This is a genomic window from Gemmatimonadaceae bacterium (assembly GCA_020851035.1).
GTDB lineage: Bacteria > Gemmatimonadota > Gemmatimonadetes > Gemmatimonadales > Gemmatimonadaceae > JACMLX01.
Genome location: JADZDM010000024.1, coordinates 112,342 through 133,097, shown reverse-complemented (window position 1 = coordinate 133,097; position 20,756 = coordinate 112,342). Strand labels below are relative to the sequence as shown.

At 70.7% G+C, this 20,756-nt stretch carries 11 protein-coding genes; 4 read left to right on the top strand and 7 right to left on the bottom strand.

Translation table 11 applies throughout. The features are described from left to right. Positions 1–81: 81 nt before the first annotated feature. A complete protein-coding gene (locus IT355_17215; GenBank protein MCC7055016.1) occupies positions 82–3,795 on the bottom strand; it encodes a TonB-dependent receptor in 3,714 nt (1,237 codons plus the stop codon). A gap of 352 nt (positions 3,796–4,147) precedes the next feature. Here IT355_17215 and IT355_17210 point away from each other — a divergent pair, with 352 nt between their 5' ends. The 4 genes from IT355_17210 (at position 4,148) to IT355_17195 (ending at position 10,778) form a co-directional block, all read left to right on the top strand. Next, complete coding sequence (locus IT355_17210) at positions 4,148–6,547, top strand: DPP IV N-terminal domain-containing protein (protein ID MCC7055015.1); 2,400 nt, start codon at positions 4,148–4,150, stop codon at positions 6,545–6,547. Between the two features lie 277 nt (positions 6,548–6,824). Continuing rightward, a complete protein-coding gene (locus IT355_17205; GenBank protein ID MCC7055014.1) occupies positions 6,825–8,669 on the top strand; it encodes a response regulator in 1,845 nt (614 codons plus the stop codon). Between the two features lie 120 nt (positions 8,670–8,789). Then, positions 8,790–10,196 (top strand): DEAD/DEAH box helicase, encoded by a 1,407-nt coding sequence (locus tag IT355_17200; protein ID MCC7055013.1) that lies wholly within the window; start codon positions 8,790–8,792, stop codon positions 10,194–10,196. Between the two features lie 75 nt (positions 10,197–10,271). Further along, complete coding sequence (locus tag IT355_17195) at positions 10,272–10,778, top strand: DUF2059 domain-containing protein (GenBank protein ID MCC7055012.1); 507 nt, start codon at positions 10,272–10,274, stop codon at positions 10,776–10,778. Positions 10,779–10,828: 50 nt separating this feature from the next. Here the strand turns inward: IT355_17195 and IT355_17190 are convergent, their stop codons facing one another. The 6 genes from IT355_17190 to IT355_17165 form a co-directional block, all read right to left on the bottom strand. Beyond that, on the bottom strand, positions 10,829–11,989 hold the full coding sequence (locus tag IT355_17190; GenBank protein MCC7055011.1) for a zf-HC2 domain-containing protein: 1,161 nt from the start codon (positions 11,987–11,989) through the stop codon (positions 10,829–10,831). Then, complete coding sequence (locus IT355_17185; protein MCC7055010.1) at positions 11,973–12,479, bottom strand: sigma-70 family RNA polymerase sigma factor; 507 nt, start codon at positions 12,477–12,479, stop codon at positions 11,973–11,975. The genes IT355_17190 and IT355_17185 overlap by 17 nt, the downstream gene beginning before the upstream one ends. A 15-nt stretch (positions 12,480–12,494) precedes the next feature. Next, positions 12,495–14,750: a VWA domain-containing protein gene (locus IT355_17180; GenBank protein MCC7055009.1), complete on the bottom strand. Its 2,256-nt coding sequence runs from the start codon at positions 14,748–14,750 to the stop codon at positions 12,495–12,497. Between the two features lie 164 nt (positions 14,751–14,914). Further along, positions 14,915–16,330, bottom strand: coding sequence for a hypothetical protein (locus IT355_17175; GenBank protein MCC7055008.1), 1,416 nt, complete (start codon positions 16,328–16,330; stop codon positions 14,915–14,917). 238 nt (positions 16,331–16,568) lie between these two features. Next, on the bottom strand, positions 16,569–18,359 hold the full coding sequence (locus tag IT355_17170; GenBank protein ID MCC7055007.1) for an acyl-CoA dehydrogenase C-terminal domain-containing protein: 1,791 nt from the start codon (positions 18,357–18,359) through the stop codon (positions 16,569–16,571). A gap of 12 nt (positions 18,360–18,371) precedes the next feature. Further along, entirely contained in the window at positions 18,372–20,717 is a 2,346-nt protein-coding gene (locus IT355_17165) for a 3-hydroxyacyl-CoA dehydrogenase/enoyl-CoA hydratase family protein (GenBank protein MCC7055006.1), read from the bottom strand. Positions 20,718–20,756: the final 39 nt, after the last annotated feature.

The window sequence follows — 20,756 nt, the reverse complement described above, 5'->3', positions numbered from 1 at the left end:
GCGTCTTCCGCGTTTTCCGCGTGAACCTTTTCAACGATGCCCCGAGCTTCGCTGAAGCCCGGGGCATCCGGTACCGCGACATCAGTTCGGCGGGCGACCGCCACCGCCACCACCGCCACCGGGACCACCGAAGCCCTGCGGCGTGGTGATGCGGGTGGGGACGCGCTTCCAGGTCTCCTCGCCGAGGATGGCCTTGGCGCCGTTGGTGCCGGCGAAGCGGAGGCGGGTGCCGCGCTCGAAGAACGGGCGCAGGCGCACGCCGAAGAGCACCGCGGGATCGGGGTTGCCCCCTTCCTTCTCGATCACCGCGCGGGCCTGCGCGATGAGCGTGTCGACCTGCACCTGGATCGAGTCGGAGAGCACCTTGAGCTGGGCGACCTGCGCGTCGGTCAGGCCCACCGAGTCACGCGCCTCGATGATCTGCAGCGGGATGTTCGGGAAGAACCGGCCGACACCGTTCGCCATCGCCTCGCCGGTGAGGCGCGTGCCCGGGGCTCCGCCGAAGGCGGCCCGCAGGCGGTCGCGCGTCTGGTCGGGGCCGAGGGTGTAGCGGATGTTGAAGCCGACCTGGAACGGCAGGCGGATGCCGGTCTGGTTGCCGCGCACCGCGCCGAAGCGCTCGTTGACCTCGTAGCGGTAGCGGAGCGTGGTGGCGTCGAAGCCGCGCACGAAGAGCAGCGTGTTGTCGGGCTGCGTGAACGAGCCCCAGCCGCGCAGGTTGTTCGCGCCGTGCAGCACCTGGTCGATGCCGCCGATCAGGTTGGCCGTCACCAGCGAGAAGGTCAGGCGCCGGTCGAGCTTGAAGTAGGTGGGGCGCCAGTTGAGCTGGAGGTCGAAGCCGGGCTGCCAGGGTCCGGTGCACGAGTTGCGCGCCGAGAGCTGGCCGAGCTGCGACCGCAGGCACTGGCTGGCGGTGTTGCCCTTCGAGTCGAGCAGCTTGGTGATGCCGGCCGCGAGGTCCGCATCAGGGGCGGTCGCGGGATCGTAGATGAACGCGCGGTCGTTGCGCGCGCCGTCGCCGTTGATGTCCGCGCTCACCAGTGGCGTGAACGGCGCCCCCGACGTGAGGCGGCCGATGGCCGTGATCTCGAAGCTCGACGTGATCGGGTAGGTGACGGTGCTGATCAGGTTGTGGCGGCGGTTGAAGGCGCTGGCCGCCCACTCCGGCGTGTTCGGGTTGCCGGCCGTGGTGGCCGAGGCGAAGCCGCCACCGGCGCCACCGAAGCCGAAGCCGGTCTGGCTCCGGGCATCCGAGTAGGTGTAGCTGCTGTTGATGATCGCGCCCTTGCTGGTGAAGCCACCGAACGACACGGTGGCCTGCCACTGCTCGGTCCTGTTGCGCGAGTTCACGTCGTACACCGAGCCGAAGCGGGTGTCGATGCGCGAGAGCTGCACCGGCACGGCGCCGGTGGTGCTGATGATCGCGGCCGCTGGCACGAACACCGGGCGGTTGCCTTCCGAGGCGAGCGTGAACTGCGGCGTGGTGTTCAGGTTCAGGTCGCGGTAGCCCGTCTGCGCCTCGCCGCGCGAGCCGCTCAGGTCCACGTTCAGGCTCATGCGGCCGAAGATGCGCTTGGAGGCGCCGATCGAGCCGCGCCACGCGCGGGGATTGCTGTAGTCGCCATCGAAGGTGGTGACGTTGCGTGCGGTGGTGAGCTGCGACGGCGGGCCACCGGCCAGGCACTGCGTGGGCACGGTGGACGGGGTGGCGAAGTAGCCGGTCCAGTCCGGGATCGGCACGCCGGCGCCGACGCAGAAGATGGCCTGCTCACCGGTGCTCAGGCCGGTCGCGGTCTGCGCGCCCGAGAAGAGCTGCGTGTTGGGGGCATCGCGGAAGCGACCCACGCCGCCGCGCACGGTGAGCTGGCCGTTGCCGAACGGGTTGCCGCCGTTGGCGTTCTCGGGCTGGCGGCGCGACCAGCTGAAGCCCACCCGCGGCAGGAACGCCGCGTCACTCGGGATCAGGTCGGTCTTGCGGCCGAAGGCCGAGTCCACGGCCAGGTTGCGCGCCGGCGCGCCGCTGAACGACGACGCCTCGAACCGCGTGCCGAACACCAGCTGGAGGCCGTCGCGCGGACGCCAGGTGTCACCGATGTAGATGCCCGAGTTCAGCGTGCTGCCAGTGCGCTCCGGTGACGCCAGCGTGCGGCTGAACGTGGCCGGCGTGTTGCTGGCGAAGTCGGCCAGCGAGTTGAACGTAAAGGTGCCGAACCGGTTGAACGCCTGGTCCTGGGTGTAGCCGGTGCGGTTGACCAGGCCACCGACCTTCACGCGGTGCTTGCCATCGTCCAGCAGCAGCGAGGTCTCGTTGGTGGCCTCGAACACGGTGTTGTCACTCTGCGAGAGCAGCGACGTGCTGCCGCCGAACTGCAGGGTGCTGAAGCCCTGCGTGCCGTCGCTGAGGTCCGAGAGGACCTGCACGCGGCCCAGCGGCAGGGTGACGAAGGGCGAGCCGGTGCGGTTGTCGATCTGCATGCCGGCGCGCAGCTCGTTGACCACGGCCGTGCCGAAGCGCGACGAGAGCACGACCGAGCCGCCGCCGCCGCGGTTCTCGGTGGTGCCGCCGGTCTGCGGCAGCGCCAGCGAGCCGACGCGCGTGGGCGTCTGGTCATTCAGCCGCCAGTCGCCGCGCAGCGTGAGCGTGTGCGCATCGGCCAGCGAGTAGTCCATGCGGCCGAGCACCGTGAGGTTGTCGGCGTTGCGGTTGTCGTCGATCACCCCGCCGGCGCCGGCCACACCGTAGCCGTTGACCAGCGAGAGGAAGCGGCTGACGGAGTCGGGGGCGGCACCGAGGCGCGCGCGGGTCGCATCGTCGGCGGCCAGCAGCGAGGGCAGCAGGTCCGCGCGGCGGCGGCCCTGCAGTGCGCCGAAGAAGAACAGCTTGTCCTTGATGATCGGGAAGCCGACGCCGGCGCCGAACTGGTTCTGGTTGTAGGCGCCACCGAAGGCACCCGACGTCCCGCCCTGCTCCACCGTGAACTCGCGGTAGCGGCCGATGTACGACAGCGACCCCTGCACGACATTGGTGCCGCTGCGGGTGGTCTGCGAGACCTGGCCGCCGGAGAACTGCCCGCGCGCCACGTCATAGGTGTTGGTCACCACCCGCGTGCCGCGGATGGCGTCCTGGGGCACCGCACCGGCCGAGAACGACAGGCCGTCGAGCGTCACGTTGTTGCTGGCGGCCGACTGGCCGGCCACGCTGAAGTTCGCGGCACCGCCGCCACCCGCGGTGTCGGCCGTCGTCAGCACCACGCCGGGTGCCAGCGAGGCGATCGCGGTGGGATCGGAGGCGTCCACCGGGAGGCGTGCCGCCTGCCCGCCATCCACCACCCGCTCGTTCCCGCCGGGCGACGGCGGACCGCCGCCGGGCCCCTGCTGCTGCGGGCGGCGCGTGCCGCGCACCTCCACCCGCGCCAGCGTCTGCGCCGTGCTCTGGCCGAGGGTGATGTTCCGCACGATGCGGTCGTCGTCGCCATTGCGCGTGACCGTGATCGTCGTGGGCTGGAATCCGATGTAGCGCACCGTGAGGCGGTAGGTGCCGCCGCCGTCGGGGAAGAGGATCGTGTACTTGCCCTGCGCGTTGGTGCGCTGGCGGCGGGTCACCTGCGTCTCGGTGGATTGCGCCTCGATCTGCGCATTCTCGACCGGCACTCCGGCGGGCGACTTCACGACGCCAGTGATGATGTCCGTGGAGGCGCCGACCTGCGCCCGCACCACGGCGGGAACGGCGAGGACGGCGGCGAGCGAAAGGACAAGTCGGCGCAGGCGGCGCGCCAGGACGGTACGTGGCGACATGTGTCTTCGAGCGGAGAGATGCGGACCGCACACGAAGGCTGTGCGGCTCCGGACAGGTATCGGCACCCTGCAGGCGCGCCCCCGTCGGAGGGGTGTACGCCGCGCCGGCGCCGAGCGTTGGCACACCGGACGGACCCGGCGGGTCCATGCAGCGCTCCCCGTATACGCGCCGGGGACGGCGGAGGTGTCCGCACGCCGGCACGGGTCGTGATGTCCCAGGGACGCACCACGGCGTGGGACGACCGCAACGGACGTTCCCTGCCGTCGGCGGCGACCAGCAGACTCTCCCGTCGCCGCGTACCGTTCCCGTCACTTCCGCGCCACCGCTTCCACCCGCCACGGGGACAGCACCATGCGTTCGCGTTCGTCCACCCTCACCGTCGCCGTCGCGACGGGCGCCGTCCTCGCGCTGCACTCGACCGCCGGAGCGCAGGCCACCGCCGCCCCGCCGCCGGCGGTCCGCTACGACCGTGCCGAGCAGCTGCTCACCTGGAACAGCACGCGCCTCATCACCGGGGACGAGGTCCAGCCGCAGTGGCTGAAGGACGGCGCCCGGTTCTGGTACCGCAACAAGGTGCGGCAGGGCGCGGAGTTCGTGCTGGTGGACCCGGTGCGGGGCGCACGCGAGCTCCTGTTCGACAACGCGAAACTGGCGGCGGCCATCAGCGTCGCCGCCGACACCGCCATCGATCCCACGAAACTGCCGTTCCGCACCTTCCGCTTCGCGAAGGACGGCGACGACGAGCGCACCATCGAGTTCCGCTTCGGCAAGCGCCGCGTGAGCTGCGACATCGGCGCCTACCGCTGCCTGAGCGCCGACACGCTGCCGAGCGAGGTGCCGTACGTGCTCAGCCCCGACCGGAAGTGGGAGGCGTTCGTGCGCGGCTACGACGTGTTCGTGCGTCCCCGTGGCGTGGCGGCCGATTCGGTGCGCCTGACGACCGACGGCGCGCCGGGCTGGAGCTACGGCCTTGGCGACCCGACGCCGCAGCAGCGCCTGGCACCGCGCCCCGCCCCGCGACGGCCGCAACTGCGCTGGGCCCCCAATTCACGCCACCTGATCGTCTCCCGGCAGGATGCGCGCGGCGTGGCCACCATGCCCTACATCAGCTACACCTCGCAGCGCCCGCGCGCCTTCTCCCAGCCGTATGCCTTGCCGGGTGATTCGGTGATCCCGAAGCCGGGCTTCGCGATCCTCGACCGGGAGGCGCGGACCAACGTGCGCGTGCAGCTCGACCCGGCACCTGCCCAGGCCTCGTGGAACATCTCGCCGCGGGACTCGGTGTGGAACGCCACCAGCACCCGCGTCTACCTCACGACGCTCTCGCGTGCGGCCAAGGTCGCGACGGTGGTGGAGGTGGACGCAGCGACCGGCGCCGTGAAGCGGCTGGCCGCCGATTCGGCGAAGACCTTCGTCGAGATCGGCAACCCGGTGGACCCGAGCCCCACCTGGGTCACCGAGGACGGCGAGACGCTGCTCTGGTCGGAGCGCGATGGCTGGGGGCACCTCTACCGCTACGCGGCCGACGGCACGCTGAAGAACCGCCTCACCGAGGGGCCCTGGCAGGTCGGCACCATCGTCGCGGTGGACGAGAAGGCGAAGCGCGTCTGGTTCACCGGTCGCGGGCGCGAGACGGATGCCTTCCTGTACTACGCGCAGCTCTACGCGGTGAACTTCGACGGCACCGGCCTCACGCGCCTCACCGGCGAGGACGCTGACCACCGCATCGCGGTGAGCCCGAACGGCCGCTGGATCGTGGACACCTACTCGCGTGTGGAGACGCCACCGCAGACGGTGCTGCGCGATGCACTCTCGGGTCGCATCGTGAAGCGGCTGGAGGCCGCCGACGCCTCGCAGCTCGCGGCCGTGGGGTTCCGCGGCGCCCGTGTCTTCACGGCCAAGGCCCGCGACGGCGTGACGGATCTCTACGGCGTGATGTACGTGCCGTCGACCCTCGACACCACGCGCCGCTACCCGATCATCAGCCATATCTATCCCGGCCCGCAGGTGGGCTCGGTGGGCGGTTGGACCTACAAGGCCGCCGGTGAGCCGGCCGCGATTGCCGAACTGGGCTTCATCGTGGTGCAGATCGACCACCTCGGCACGCCGCTCCGCAGCAAGGCGTTCCACGACAGCTACTACGGCAACTTCGGCGACAACGGGCTCCCCGATCACATCGCGGTCCTGAAGCAGCTCGCGAGCCGGTTCGGCTACATCGACATCGACCGGGTGGGAATCTTCGGCCACTCCGGCGGCGGGTTCGCGAGCACCGATGCCATGCTCCGCTACCCGGACTTCTTCAAGGTGGCGGTGAGCGGCGCCGGCAACCACGACAACCGCAGCTACAACATCTACTGGGCCGAGAAGTACCAGGGACTGATGCGCCGCGACACGCTGCGGCGCACGGACAACTTCGCCGAGTCGGCCAATGCCGCGATGGCGGCGAACCTGAAGGGCCACCTGCTGCTGATGCACGGCGACATGGATGACAACGTGCATCCCGCGATGACCATCCAGCTGGTGGACGCGCTCATCAAGGCGAACCGGTCGTTCGACCTGATCATCGCGCCGAACCGGCCGCACTCGCTGAACGAGCCGTACTTCATCAGGCGCCGCTGGGACTACTTCGTGCAGCACCTGTTGGGTGTCACGCCGCCGTCGAACTATCTCATCGTCCGGCCGGCGGACGCGACCGGCACGGATGGGAACACGCCCGGCACCGAGGACGACGGGGCGATTCCACCGGGCTGATCCACGAGGGTGCAGGCTCGACACCGCCGCGCGTGCGCCGTTACGCTCCCGTCCGGCACACCCTCTCGGGTGACTCTGAGTCACGGGCACTGCCGTGACTCAGACCCCTTTTCGGGGGAAGAACGTCGTCGCGTGTCATCGAATCCACCGCCGCGTTGCATTCCCGTGCACCCTACGCGACATGAGAGTGTCATAATGTGCCAATCCGGCGAGGGGTGCATATTCACGGCTCCTCACGTGAATGCCTCGCGCGGGGTCCATTTCAGGGACCGCTGTTTTGCACCTGTTCGCCGCCGTCACCTCTCTCGCGATCGCAGGCGCACCGGCGCGTGCCGGCGGGACGATTCCTGCCCTCCAGGCCACCAGCATTGCAGCCGGAGAGGCCCTGGCTGTCGCGCGGCCCTGGTACACGGACTGGTGGTGGCTGCCACTCGTGCTCGCTGTGGCGCTCGTCGTCTCCGGCGGGGTGATCGCCGTGGTGCGCCGGCGGAACGCCTCGCTGCTGGACCGCGCGCGCGCCGCCGAGGCGTCGGCGCAGGGCGTGCTGGTCAGCGAGGAGCGGTTCCGCCGGCTCTTCGATCGTGGTGCAGACCCGCAGCTCCTTTCCGACGGCGTCCGGATCGTGGCGGCGAACCCCGCCGCGACGGCCCTCCTCGCCGAGGGGGATGCCGATCGCCTCGTCGGGCTCACCACCGTGCAGGTCACCAGTGACAGTGGGCCCTCCGGCACCGACGACGACATGTCGTACGAGACGGAAGTGCAGACCGTCGACGGCGAGGCCATTCCCGTCGCCCTCCGGCGCACCCGCATCCCGCTCGATGCCGGCCTCCTGCTGCACTACCAGTTCCGCGACCTGCGCGACACCCGCCGGCTGGAGGCGGAGCGGCGCGAGCTCGAGGCGCAGCTCCTCGCGAGCCAGCGCCTCGAGGCGCTCGGCACGCTGGCCGGTGGCGTGGCCCACGACTTCAACAACCTGCTCACCGTCATCCGCGCCAACTCCGAGATCGCGCAGTTCTCGATGGCACAGCGCGACTTCCCCGGGGTGGCGGAGTCGCTGCACGCCGTCATCCAGGCCAGTGACCGTGCCCGCGACATCGTCAAGCAGATCCTGCTCTTCTCGCGCCGCTCCGTGCCCACCCACGACCACATCAACCTCGCGGCGCTGATCACCGACACCCAGACCCTGCTCCGCGCGACCATCCCGTCCACCGTGCAGCTCCTGGTGGAGGTCCGGAACGCCGAGGCGTGGATCAGCGGCGATGCGACGCAGATGCAGCAGCTGCTGCTGAACCTGTGCAGCAATGCGGAGCATGCGATGCGACGCACCGATGGCGGCATGCTGCGCGTCAAGGTGGACGTGATCTCGCTCGACGAGGCCGCCAATGCCGGCCGGCATCCGCAGCTGCGCCCGGGACGGTACGTGCGCCTGATGGTGCACGACACCGGCAGCGGCATGAACGACGATGTGCGCCAGCGCATCTTCGAGCCGTTCTTCACCACCAAGCCGATCGGCGAGGGCACCGGGCTCGGGCTCGCCGTGCTGCACGGGATCGTGATGTCGCACCACGGCTCGGTGCACGTGGAGTCGGTGGAGGGCGAGGGCACCGACTTCGAGCTGCTGTTCGCGCTCGTGCCGGCGCCGCACGAGGCGCCGGCCGGCGTCGCGCTGCCGTCACCGGCCTACACGACGCCGGTGCCCAGCGCCGCGGCCGCGGCGCTGGCGGGTGATGCGCCGCTGATCCTCCTGGTGGACGACGAGCCGGGGATCCTGCGGGCGGCCGAACGTGGCATCATGAGTGCGGGGATGCGCGTGATCACCGCCGGCAGCGGCGGCGCGGCGCTGCAGCTGCTCGGCGATCATCACGACGTCGCGCTGATGATCACCGACCAGACCATGCCCGAGATGACCGGCCTGACGCTGGCCGAGCGGGCGAAGACCCTCCGGCCGTCGATGCCGATCATCCTCAGCACCGGCTACACCGGGCGCGTGACCCCCGATCGCCTGCGCGAGGCGCACATCGAGACGGTGCTCGACAAGCCGTACACGCTCACCCAGCTCACCGACGCCATCCGGGGCACGCTGCAGTCCAGCCGGCGCCGCCGGACCGCGCAACGGGCCTGACCGGGACTATCTTGCCCTGATCTGCCGCGGCACGGGGTCGCGGCGGATCCGGTTCCTCTCCCAGTCCCGATCCCTGTGGCCGTTCCGACCTTCACCTCGCTCTCGCTCGACGCGGCCCTCATGACCGCGGTCAAGGAGCTGGGATTCACGCGTCCCACGCCGATCCAGACCGACTCGATCCCGCCGGCACGCGATGGCCGGGATGTGCTGGCCTGCGCGCAGACGGGCAGCGGCAAGACCGCCGCGTTCCTGCTGCCGATCCTGCACCGCATGCTCGCGGGGAAGCGCGGCACGACGCGGGCGCTGATCGTGGTGCCGACGCGTGAACTGGCCCTGCAGGTGCTGGAGACGGCGCAGGCCCTGTCGGTGCACACCCCGCTCACCAGCGCCGCCATCTACGGTGGCGTGGGCATGGGTCCGCAGGAGCACGCGTTCCGGACCAAGGTGGACCTCATGGTCGCCACCCCGGGACGGCTGCTGGACCACATGACCAAGCCGTATGCCTCGCTGGCCGGTGTGCAGCACCTGGTGCTGGACGAAGCCGATCGCATGCTCGACATGGGCTTCCTCCCGGACATCAAGCGCATCCTTGGCCACCTGCCGGTGAAGAAGCAGGTCCTGCTGTTCAGCGCCACCATGCCCGACGCCATCATCCGGCTGTCGAAGGAGCTGCTGAAGGACGCCGCCCAGATCAACCTCGAGCGGAAGTCGGCGCCGGCCAGCGGCATCACGCAGGCCCTCTACCCGGTGTCGCAGGACCTGAAGCCGCTGCTGTTCGTGAAGCTGCTGGAGCGCGGTGACATGAAGGAGGCGCTGGTGTTCACCCGCACCAAGCACCGCGCCAACCGCCTCTTCGAGCTGCTCGAGAAACATGGCGTGAAGGCCGCTCGCATCCACGGCAACCGCTCGCAGGCCGCCCGCGTCGCGGCACTCGACGGCTTCAAGAACGGCAGTATCCGCGTGCTGGTCGCCACCGACGTCGCCGCCCGCGGCATCGACGTGGCCGACCTGGGGCACGTGGTGAATTTCGACGTGCCGGCCCAGCCCGAGGACTACATCCACCGCGTGGGCCGCACGGGGCGCGCCGAGGCCACCGGTGATGCGTTCACCTTCGTCTCGCCCGAGGAGGAGAACGACGTCCGCGCGATCGAGAAGGCGGTGGGACGCCGCCTGCCGCGCGTGACGCTGCCCGACTTCGACTACGCCGCCAAGACGGCACAGCAGTTCGAGGTGCCGATCGCGGAGCGCATCAAGGAGATCCGCGCCCGGAAGGCGGCCGACCGCCAGCGCGCGGCCGAAAAGGCCGCCCGCAAGGTGGGAGGCGCCGCCCCCGCGCCGCGTGCCGCGGCTGGTGCGCGCGGGTCGGGCGCCAGCGCCGGCAGCAGCCGGCCGGCGCCGTCAGCTCGACCGGCGGGTGAGGGCGCGCGACCGTCGCGCCCCGCCGCCGACGGCACCGCACCGCGCCGACGCCGGCGGGGTGGCGGTGGTGGACGCGGCACCGGCGGCGGATCGCCGTACCGCGAATAGTCACCAGCCGCCCTTTCACCCCGGCCGCTCCTCACGCGAGGGCGCCCACGCCCCCGCGGGCGCAGAGAGATCCCGATGCGACACACACGGATGGCACTGCTGGCCCTGGTCTTCGCCGCCGTCGCGCCACTGGCGCAGGCCCAGGTGGTGGACACCATCGCCGAGCCGCACGATGCGGTGAAGCGCGCACTCGTCTCCGAACTCGTCCAGGTGGCGAACTTCCGCCAGCAGGTGGTGCGCACCATGCGCGAGACGGCCAGGCTGCAGGCCGCCACGATGCCCGCGCCGCCGGGGTTCTGGGACCGCGTGATCGCACGCGCCGAGCAGGATGTCGACACGCTCATCGCGCCGCTGGTGGAGGACTACGCGCGCTACTTCAGCAACGACGACCTGCGCGCCCTGATCGTCTTCTACAAGACGCCGGCCGGCCAGCGTTCGGTGCTGGTGGCGCCGATCATGGGGGCCAACTCGTCCGTTGCCGGTTCACGCTGGGGCCAGCGCGTGGGCATGGAGGTCGGCGCGGAACTGCTGAACGACGGCGCGCAGAAGGGCAAGCCGTCCACCAAGCCCGTGAAGCCCTGAGACCAGCGGGACACGCGCGCGTCGCACGTGTCCCGTCACTCGCCACGCTGCTACTTCAGCAGCGTGGCCAGCTTCACCAGCGAGTCGGGGGCCAGCGCACCCTGCAGCTCGTACGATCTCCCGTCGCGCTGCCAGCGCACGGTGCTGCGCCCGTTGCTGGTGGACACCACGAACTCCGCCGACTCCGATCGCGCCCCCTGCGGCTTCGACGCGGACGGCGCCTGCATGATCTGCAACAGCAACGGTGTGCCCGCCGGTGACACGTAGCGCCGGCGGATGATGGCGGGCTGCGAGGCTTCCTCGGTGGCCGTGTAGCCGGGAATCGCCACCGCCTTCGCCGCGGCAACGCTGGCATTGGCCGCGGTGGCCTGCACCGGCGCCGACATCTTTCGCGCCTGTGACTCCGGCGCTGGCGCGGCCGCGTCCTGCGACGCCACCACACGGCCCTGGCCCGCCTGCGCACGCTGCGACGGCACCGCCTCACCGACCACGGGCTCCGCATGCGCTTCGGCCACGCGCGCCCGTCGCTCGGCGGCCTGGTCCGTACGACCGGCCGCCTGCTGCGCCTGCTCCATCGCCACCTGGCGCGATGCCTCCGGCAGCGCCGCGAGCGCAGGCGTCGGCACGGCCAGCACCGGCGCCGCGGCAGGTGCGGCGTTCCCGGCGCCCGCAGCGACCGCGTCGCGCTCCACCACCTGCTCGGCTTCCGCCCGGGGGCCACCGCGCGTGGCCAGCCGGGACGCCGGCATCGGCACCGCCGACGGATCGGACGGCCCCGACGGCGCCTCCACCAGGCTGGGCGTCGCGACCGCGGCGCCGGTCCGCTTCGGCGCGGGAGGCGCGGATTCCGCCACCGCGCTGACGGCGGCGTCCTTCTGCCGGCCGACCTGGTAACTCACCCCCGCCACCAGCATCACGCTGGCGGCGATCGCCACGCGACGCAGCGTGACCATCCGCGCCCGCAGCGGCGTGACGGCCGTCACAGACGGTGCCGGCACCGACGCCGGTGCCACCACGCGCACCCGCGCCGCGGGCTCCGCGTCCAGCGCACCGAGCAGCGTCATGACCTGGCGTGCCATCGCCGTCGCCTCGGCGAAGCGCCGCGCACAGTCGCCGCACGACGCCAGGTGCGCCTGCACGGCGTCCCGCTCCTCCGGTGGCAGCGCATCGTCCACCAGCGCGTGCAGTGTTCCCTCATCCACGTGCGACATGTGCTCCTCCCTCTCCCTGCGTGTACACGTCGAGCAGGCGCTTCCGTGCCCGCGCGAGTGTCGTGCCGATCGCTCCACGCGCCAGCCCGGTGGCCTGCGCGATCTCGTCGTAGTCGAATCCCTCGGCCTGCAGCAGCAGTACGTCGCGATCCCGTTCGGAGAGCTCCGCGAGGGCGGCGCGCACGCGCAGCCGTGTCTCCTCGCGTTCGTACGCCTCGTCCGGCTGTTCGTACGGCGCGACATGATCCTCGTCGCGCACCAGCACCAGCCGCCGCTCGCGCGTGGCGGCATTGCGGCCTTCCTCACGCAACAGGTTCAGCGCCACGGCGAACAGCCACGGCCGTGGGTTGGTGGGCGGTGCGGCCACCGCCCGCGCGAACGTCTCCTGCGCCAGTTCCTCGGCGCGGCCACGGTCGCCCGTGCGGCGCGTGAGCATCCGCACGAGCGACTCGTGGTAGTCGCGGAAGAGTCCACCGAGATCGAGGCCCATGGTCGGTCGGAAAGGTCAGGCGCCGCGGAAGTCCTTCGCCAGCTGCGACACCTCGGCCGCGGCGAGCGTCGCCTGGCCGGTGCGCTGCAGCCGGATGCTCACCCGCTGGCCCGCCACCAGGACGTCGTCGCCCAGTTGCGAGGCGTCCCGCAGTTCGGGCAGCAGGCGCAGCAGGGCAAAGTACGCTGGCGAGAAGGCTTCCACGTTCACCACCCGCTGGCTGCGCTGCGTCATGTCGGTCCACTGGCTGCCCTGCTGCTCGAATCGGCGGCTGCCGACGATCCGCTGCCGCGTGCCACCACCCGCCACCCGCGCCTCGGGTTCGAGGCGGGCCTGCGCGCGCTCGCTGGCCTTGCGGGCCTCGCCCACGCTGCCGGCCCCTGCCATGTCGGCGCTGGTCTGCGCCTGCTCGAACGCCGCCCGGCCCGTCTGGGCCACCGCCGGCGCCGAGGCCATCGGGGCATTCGCCACGTTGGTGGCCCGTCCGTCACGGTCCGTCCGGCGCGGCATGCCCGGGCCACCCGAGGCCACCACCGGCTCCTGCACCAGGTACGCCGTGTACTCCGTCACGATGCCGTGGCGCAGCGCCAGCGACTTGATCTCCTCGATGCGTGCCGGCGTGGAACCCTCGAGACGCATGGTGCGGGTGAGGGCGCCGATGCGGCGCGCGGCCCAGAGCGTGCCCACGTATTCGTGGTCCGTGTCTGACTGCGCGAACGTCACCGGCGTGGACACGCGCACCTTCTCCCCGTCGCGCATGCCCTCGATCACGAGCGGGCCGCTCCCGCTGCCCTCGTACCGTCCCAGCACCACCAGTTCCTGGCCGGCGAACAGGTCGGGCAGGCGCACCGGCTCCATCGAGACGATGCGAGCGGGTGACGACACCACGCGCAGGTCCACCAGCGCCGGAGCGCGCAGCTTGCGCGCGAGGCTGCCCACCGTCTCCTCCACGCTGCCCTCGGGCGGCACGAACCCTGCCGACCCGCGGCCGTCCTGCGCCATCCGCTCGAGCAGGTAGGTGTTGACGTCGGTGCCGATGCCGATCGTGAAGATCCGCATGCGCGCCGATTCCTGGCTCGCCAGGGCCGCCAGGCGCTCGGGCTGCGTCTCCCCCACGCTCGGCACACCGTCGGTGAGGAAGACGAGCACGTCGAGGTTGCCGTCGCGGGTGCTGCCGCCCTGCCGGCGCATCGCCTCGCGCAGCGCCCCCTCGATGTTCGTGCCGCCATCGGCCACCAGCGAGTTCGTCCAGTTCCGCGCGGCCTCGAGGGCCTGTGCGTCGGCGGTCACGAACCCGTCGCGGAACGGGCGCACGGCACTCGAGAAGGCGACCAGCCGGAAGCGATCCCGCGTGCCGAGCGTGCCGAGCACCTGGTGGATCGCGGCTTTCGCCTGTTCGAGCTTGGGCCCGCTCATCGAGCCCGACACATCCACCACCAGCGTCAGGTCACGGCCGATCGCCTGCTGCGCCGCCATCTCCGGCGGCGTGACGTAGAGCAGGAAGTAGCCCTGCTCTCCCGCGGGCGCATGGGTCACCACGCTCAGGCCGGCGGCCGTCGATTGCAGTGGCAGGAAGAGCTCGATGTCACCGCGTGCGCCGTCGGTGATGCGCACGTCGCGATCGTTCTCGCCGCTCACGGCGACGGTGTGCGTGGGCGAGAACGGCCGGCCGAATCGCGCCGGTTCGCGCAGTGTGACGCGGATGTCGGGTCGCACCGAGCCACGCTCCTCGGGGCCCAGTGCGTAGCGCCAGCGCAGGGCGTCACCTTCCTTGTCGAGGAGCTGCGTGAAGCGCAGCACCACCTTGCGTGTCTCACCGGGCTGGATCGGGAACACCTGCGCCCGGAGGAGCTGGTGGCCAGCGAGGGTGATCAGCGCCGGATCACGGCGCCGTCGCACGATCTCCTCGTAGATCCCCTTCGCGCGGGAGGCGTCCATCAGCTCGCCGCGCATCTCGGTCTCGCCCATCCAGAGTGAGAGCGACTGGAACACCGCCTCACCGGCCAGCGGGTAGTGGTAGGTGCCCTCCGCCATGCCGCCGCCGTTGTTGCGGAACTGTTCCTCCACCTCGATGCGCGCCACGCGGCCCTCGATGGTGGCGCGGATGGCGGTGGACACGCGCGTGACGTTCCAGTCACGGGGACGGATCGGTCCCGGCTGCGGGCGTGCCTCGATCCAGCCCTGGGCGGCGGCGGGGCGCGGGGCGAGAACGGCAGCAGCGGCGGCAAGTGCGACCAGCAGTGAACGGCGGAACGGGGTGCGTCGTGACATGGCAGTGCCTCGGGTGTCGGGTCCGGTGGGAGATGCCCGACCGCGAAACCCGTGCACACCAGTGGCGCCGCGTCAGTGGCAGCAGGCCGGTCCCGACGCATCGGGGGCCACCACACGTCGCGTGTGGTGGCCCCCGATGGCGTCCTCGCTTCGCCGTGCTGCGACTATGGGCGCGGCGTGGCCGTCCGCATGGCGGTCGCCCGGGCGCTGCGCGTGAGTTCCGAGGTGGCGCTGCGCTGCGTGTTCGACTGCAGCGACGCATCCGGGCCCGTGGGAAGGTTCACGTCGGGCAGGATGACCACGGCCGTCGGTGCGGTCGGCACCACGGTGGGCGCCTCGGCTTCCTTCGGCTTCTCGTCCTTCTTCCGCGACGGGCGCTCGACGTAGACCACGCGGGTCTGCACCGGTGCCGGTGACACCGGTGCGGCCGCCGGCGTGCGCTGTGCAGCAGCAGCCGCTGTCACCTGCTTCGCGGCCGCACTGGCCGCAGCGGCCGCAGCGGCAGACACCGACGACCGGAAGTAGCTCACGCCACCGATGGCGAGCACCGCCATCACTGCCACGCCGCCGGCGAGCATCCCGAACGACTTCGACGACGGTGCCGGCGCGTGCGCGGGCTCGGCGTGCGGGAACTCCGGGAGCGGGACCGACGCACTCGTCGGCACCGACTGTGACACGTATTCGATCTCCGAATCGGACAGCGGCACGGCCCGCGGCGTCGTCGGTTCGACGACCGGCGATGCCGCCGGTGAGCGGTGTGTCTTGAACCGCGTGGGCGTCGAGGAGAAGGTGACGACCAGTTCCGGCGTCGGCGGGGTGACGGGCACCTCGGACGGCGCCTTCGGCTTCGCGATGTAGGCGGCGCGATCGGGCGTCGGCGCGAAGGCGGCGGGTGCGGGCGGGTTGATGATCGACACACCGCCGAGCGGCGTGGGCATGAAGATCGACGGCTCGATGATCAGCGAAGATTCGGGCGCCACGGTCTCGGCGGCGATGATCACAGCGGGCACCGGGTCCGGCGCGGCGGCGGCCGCAGCGGCGCGCACGGGCGCCGCCGGTGCACCTGCCTGCTGGGCCGCTGCGCTGGGCGCAGGAGCAGCGGCAACGGGCTTCGGCGCCGGCGCCGATGGCACGACCGCTGGCGCGGCGGCCGAGGCCACCCCGCGTGCGAGGTCGGACTCCGTCCGGAACTTCGTGATGGCGTCCACCAGGCTGGGGGAGACGGGCACCTGCGACGACGCCGTCGAGGGACCGAGTTCCACCTCCAGCGCGTGCGATGTGTTCGGCACGCGGGGCGCCGGTCGCGGCGCGGGCGGCGCCAGCGGGGCATCGATGCCGTAGGCCGACGCGAGTGACGCACCACCCGAGGCACCGGCGAGCACGGGCGCAGCCGCCGCGGCCACCATCCCGGCGCGTGCCTCCTGCTCCGATGTCTTCGGCGACGAGCTGCCGAGCATCATCGCGACGTAGTGTCGCGAGCACTCGGCACACGAGCCAAGGTGATCATCGATCTCGCGTCGACGGTGCAGGTCGAGGCGTCCGGCGACGAGCGCCTTGAGTTCGAACAGTTCTGGGTGCACGTGAGTCTCCCATCGTCGAGAGGCACACCGCATCCATGCCCGCCGGAATGGGGGCATGGTCACGATACGGCCGGGCGGTCCCACACCGCCGTGTCAGTACGACGACGGCGCCGCGGAACGGCAACAGGGTCCAGCGGATTCCTGCCTTCAGGATCGGCGGTGCGGGCAGGAAGCTGAAGCCTTGCCTGCATTCGCGTCCGCGGGCGTGCCGGTGGGGCCGGTCACGCCCGCGATGCCGTCAGAAGGCGTCCGCCTCCAGGGCCATCACCGGTGCGGCACCCGCCATGATCCGGGCGAAGAGGCCATGCGCCTCCGGCAGCACCTTGGTGAAATAGAAGCGCGCCGTGTGGATCTTGGTCTCGAGGAACAGGCGGTCCCCGTCCGCGGCGGGGAGCCGGGTGTACGCGGCCTCCGCCATGCGCAGCCACATGTCGCCCAGCGCCACCAGGCCGAAGAGGCGCAGGTAGTCGCTGCTTGCCGCCCCCGCCTCGTCCGGGTTGCCAAGCGCCTTCATCGCCACGAACTGCGTGGCCTGCTGCAGGCGTGCGAAGATCTTCGACAGCGGCTCGGCGAACTCGCGGAGCTGCGGATCCGCGACCGTGCGCTGGAGCCGTTCGGACAGCGGGTGGAAGAAGAAGCGCAGGAAGCGCCCCCCCTCGGCGGGCAGCTTGCGCCCCACCAGGTCCAGCGCCTGGATGCCGTTGGCGCCCTCGTAGATCTGCGCGATGCGGGCGTCGCGCACGAACTGCTCCATCCCGTACTCCCGGATGTAGCCGTGGCCGCCGTAGATCTGCATCGCCATGTTCGCGCACTCGGAGCCCATGTCGGTGAAGTACGCCTTCACGATCGGCGTCATCAGGGCGACGAAGTCGTCGGCGTCCTTGCGCACCGCCGGATCGGGGTGCTTCTCGTGCAGGTCGATGTGCGTGCCGACCCAGAGCGAGAGGGCGCGCGCCCCCTCGTTGAAGGCGCGGATGGTCATGAGCATCCGGCGCACGTCGGGGTGCACGATCAGCGGGTCGGCGGGCCCGGCCGGGTTCTTCGGCCCGGTGAGCGAGCGGCCCTGCAGGCGGTCCTTCGCATAGCTCACCGCGTTCTGGTACGCGACCTCGCTGATGCCGAGCCCCTGCATGCCGACGGCCAGGCGCGCCGCGTTCATCATCGTGAACATCCCGCGCATGCCCTTGTTCGTCTCACCCACCAGCCAGCCGATCGAGTCATCGAAGGCCAGCACACAGGTCGGCGATGCCTTGATGCCCATCTTGTGCTCGATGCTCACACAGCGCACGCCGTTCGCGTCGCCGGGCGTGCCATCGGCGACCAGCAGGAACTTCGGCACGATGAACAGGCTGATGCCCTTGATGCCAGGCGGTGCGTCGGGCAGGCGCGCCAGCACCAGGTGCACGATGTTCGACGTGAGGTCGTGGTCACCGGCGGAGATGAAGATCTTGTTCCCCGTGATCGCATAGCTGCCGTCCTCGCGCGGAACGGCCTTCGTCGTGAGCAGGCCGAGATCGGTGCCGCAATGCGCCTCGGTGAGGCACATGGTGCCGGCCCATTCACCGGTCACCAGCTTTGGCAGCCACGTGGTCTTGAGCGCGTCGGTGCCGTGCATCAGCAGCGCGTGATAGGCGCCGTGGCTGAGGCCGGGGAACATCCCGAAGCTGAGGTTCGAGGCGCACATCATCTCTTCCACCGCGAAGCGCAGCGTCTGCGGGAACCCCTGTCCGCCGAACGCCTCGTCCGCCGAGAGCGCGGGCCATCCCGCCGCCACGTACTGCCTGTACGCGTCGATGAAACCCTTCGGTGTGGTGACCGTGCCGTCCTCGATGTGGCAGCCTTCCGAGTCACCACTCTGGTTGAGCGGCTGCAGTACCTCCTCGCAGAACTGCGCTGCCCCTTCCAGCACCGACATCGCCGTCCCGGCGTCGAAGTCGGCATACCCGGGCAGTGTCACCAGTCGCGAATAGTCGATCACGTCGTTCAGGACGAACTTCATGTCGTCCAGGGGAGCCTTGTATGTGGGCATGTCCGGTGGTCCTCAGTTCCGCAGCGGCTTGCCGGTGGCGAGCATGTGCTCGATCCGGGCCAGGGTGCCCGGTGTGCGGGCGAGTTGCATGAAGTGCGTGCGTTCCAGCGCCAGCAGCGCCACTTCGTCGAGCGAGGCGCCCGCCGCCGCGTCACCGCCGGTGACCACGCTGGCGAGGTGTTCCGACACCACTGCGTCGTGCGCAGTCGCCTGTCCGGACGCCACCATCGATGCGACACCGGCCATGAGCATCGCCTTGCCACGCGCACCGGCGACCGACACCGAACGCATCGGCGGCGCGGCATAGCCGGCCACCAGCGACAGCGCCTTCGCCTTCGCGTCGGCCAGCAGCCGGTCACGATTCATGGTGATGCCATCGCCGCTGCGCAGGTATCCGATCGTCCGCGCGTCGGCCGCCGAGGTGGAGGTTCGCGTGGTGGCGATGGCCTGGAACACGTGCCCGGTCGCCGCCATTGCCCTGGCGGCATCAACCTGCACCGGTGCGACGTGGCGCAGCAGCATCTCCTTGCACCCGCCCCAGCCCGGCACGATGCCCACACCCGCCTCCACGAGCCCGATGTAGCTCTCCGCGTTCGCCTGCACCGCATCGGAGTGCAGCAGGATCTCGCAGCCGCCACCGAGTGCCATGCCGGCCGGCGCACTCACCACCGGGAACGGGGCATGCTGCAGCGCGAGGTACGTCTTCTGCCCGTCGGCCACACTCTGCTCGAGGGCATCGTAGCTCGCGATGTTCAGCAGGAACATCGCGAGGCCGAGGTTCGCCCCGACGCTGAAGTTCGATCCGTCGTTGTAGATGACCAGTGCCTTGTAGGCGCCGCCGCCGTCGCCCACGGTCGCGATCACCTGGCGGATCATCGCCATGATCTCGGGATCGATGGTGTTCATCTTCGAGGTGAACTCCAGGCAGAGCACCCCATCGCCGATGTCCCACACGCTGGCAGACGCGTTCTTCATCACCGGCTTGCCCTTCCGCTTCACGTCGTCCAGCGAGAGCACGCCGGCGGCGCGCGGCACGGCCGCGTACTCGCCCGACGGGAGCAGCTCTTCCAGCACACCACCGTCGATGCGATAGAACGGAAGCCCGCGCGCCGCGATCGGTGGCACGGCGATGCCGTGTTGCTGCAGCAGCGCAGCGAATCCTGCGGCACCGAGCTGGTCGATCAGTTCGAAGGGGCCGAACGTCCAGCCGTAGCCCAGCTTCATCGCCTCGTCCACCGCACTCACACGATCGGCGATGGTCGGCACCAGCGAAGCGGCGTACGAGAGTCCCTGCGCCAGCAGTGACGCCGCGAAACGCCCGCCCCGATCATCGAACGACACGAGCGTGCGCAGCGCCCCCTTCCCCTTCGCTGCCGACAGCGACGCCAGTCGCGGTTCCCGTTCGGCGCGGTACGCGCCCGTCTGCAGGTCGACCACTTCCTTGATTCGCGCGCCGCTGGCGTCCTTCACCAGCCGTGTGAAGCCACCACCCTTGCTCTTCCGGCCGGTGTTGCCGGCGGCGATGAGCGTCTCCATCGGGGCGAACGATGTCGGCAGCGACAGGAACGGATCGCCGGCCGGCAGCGTGGCGTGGAAGCTCTTCATGATGTGCGGCATCAGGTCGAGTCCCACCAGGTCGGTGAGCCCGAAGATGCCGGTCTTGGGCAGCCCCATCGGCTTGCCGCACACCGCATCCGCCTCCTCCACCGACAGCCCGTGCCGCAGGGCCTCGTGCATCGCCGCATACATGAAGTACGTGCCGATGCGGTTGGCGATGAAGCCCGGGGTGTCCTTGCACACCACCACGCCCTTGCCCAGCCGCTCGTCGCAGGTGCGGCGCAGCGCGTCGGTGACCTCCGGGCGCGTCTGCGGCCCGCTCACCAGCTCCAGCAACCGCATGTACCGCGGCGGGTTGAAGAAGTGCGTGATCGCGAAGTCGGCGGCGAACGCCTCGGACTGTCCCGCGATCAGCGTGCCGAGCGGGATGGTGGAGGTGTTCGACGAGATGATGCTGCCGGGGCGACGCGTGGCGTCGAGCTTCTTGTACAGCGGCGCCTTCACCGCCGGGTCCTCGAACACCGCCTCGATGATCCAGTCCACCTCGCTGACGGCGTCGAGGTCATCCTCGACGTTCCCGGGGGTGACGAGGGCCATCGCCTCGGCGCTCATGAACGGCGCGGGTTGCTGCGTGCGCATGCGCGTGAGCGCGCCGGCTGCGAGGACGTTCCGCTCGGCGGCGCCGGCTGGAACGACGTCAAGCAGGAGGACCGGGATTCCCGCGTTCGCCAGCTGCGCGGCAATACCACTCCCCATCGTGCCCGCGCCGATGACGGCGGCGCGGCGGATCTCGATGGCCATGAGAGGCGACGTTGAGACGATGAGTTGAGAAGAAGCAGC

Excerpts from the sequence above, each read along its gene's own strand:
- IT355_17215 (MCC7055016.1), bottom strand. The coding sequence starts at position 3,795 with ATGTCGCCACGTACCGTCCTGGCGCGCCGCCTGCGCCGACTTGTCCTT.
- IT355_17210 (MCC7055015.1), top strand. The coding sequence starts at position 4,148 with ATGCGTTCGCGTTCGTCCACCCTCACCGTCGCCGTCGCGACGGGCGCC.
- IT355_17200 (MCC7055013.1), top strand. The coding sequence starts at position 8,790 with ATGACCGCGGTCAAGGAGCTGGGATTCACGCGTCCCACGCCGATCCAG.
- IT355_17195 (MCC7055012.1), top strand. The coding sequence starts at position 10,272 with ATGCGACACACACGGATGGCACTGCTGGCCCTGGTCTTCGCCGCCGTC.
- IT355_17190 (MCC7055011.1), bottom strand. The coding sequence starts at position 11,989 with ATGTCGCACGTGGATGAGGGAACACTGCACGCGCTGGTGGACGATGCG.
- IT355_17185 (MCC7055010.1), bottom strand. The coding sequence starts at position 12,479 with ATGGGCCTCGATCTCGGTGGACTCTTCCGCGACTACCACGAGTCGCTC.
- IT355_17180 (MCC7055009.1), bottom strand. The coding sequence starts at position 14,750 with ATGTCACGACGCACCCCGTTCCGCCGTTCACTGCTGGTCGCACTTGCC.
- IT355_17170 (MCC7055007.1), bottom strand. The coding sequence starts at position 18,359 with ATGCCCACATACAAGGCTCCCCTGGACGACATGAAGTTCGTCCTGAAC.
- IT355_17165 (MCC7055006.1), bottom strand. The coding sequence starts at position 20,717 with ATGGCCATCGAGATCCGCCGCGCCGCCGTCATCGGCGCGGGCACGATG.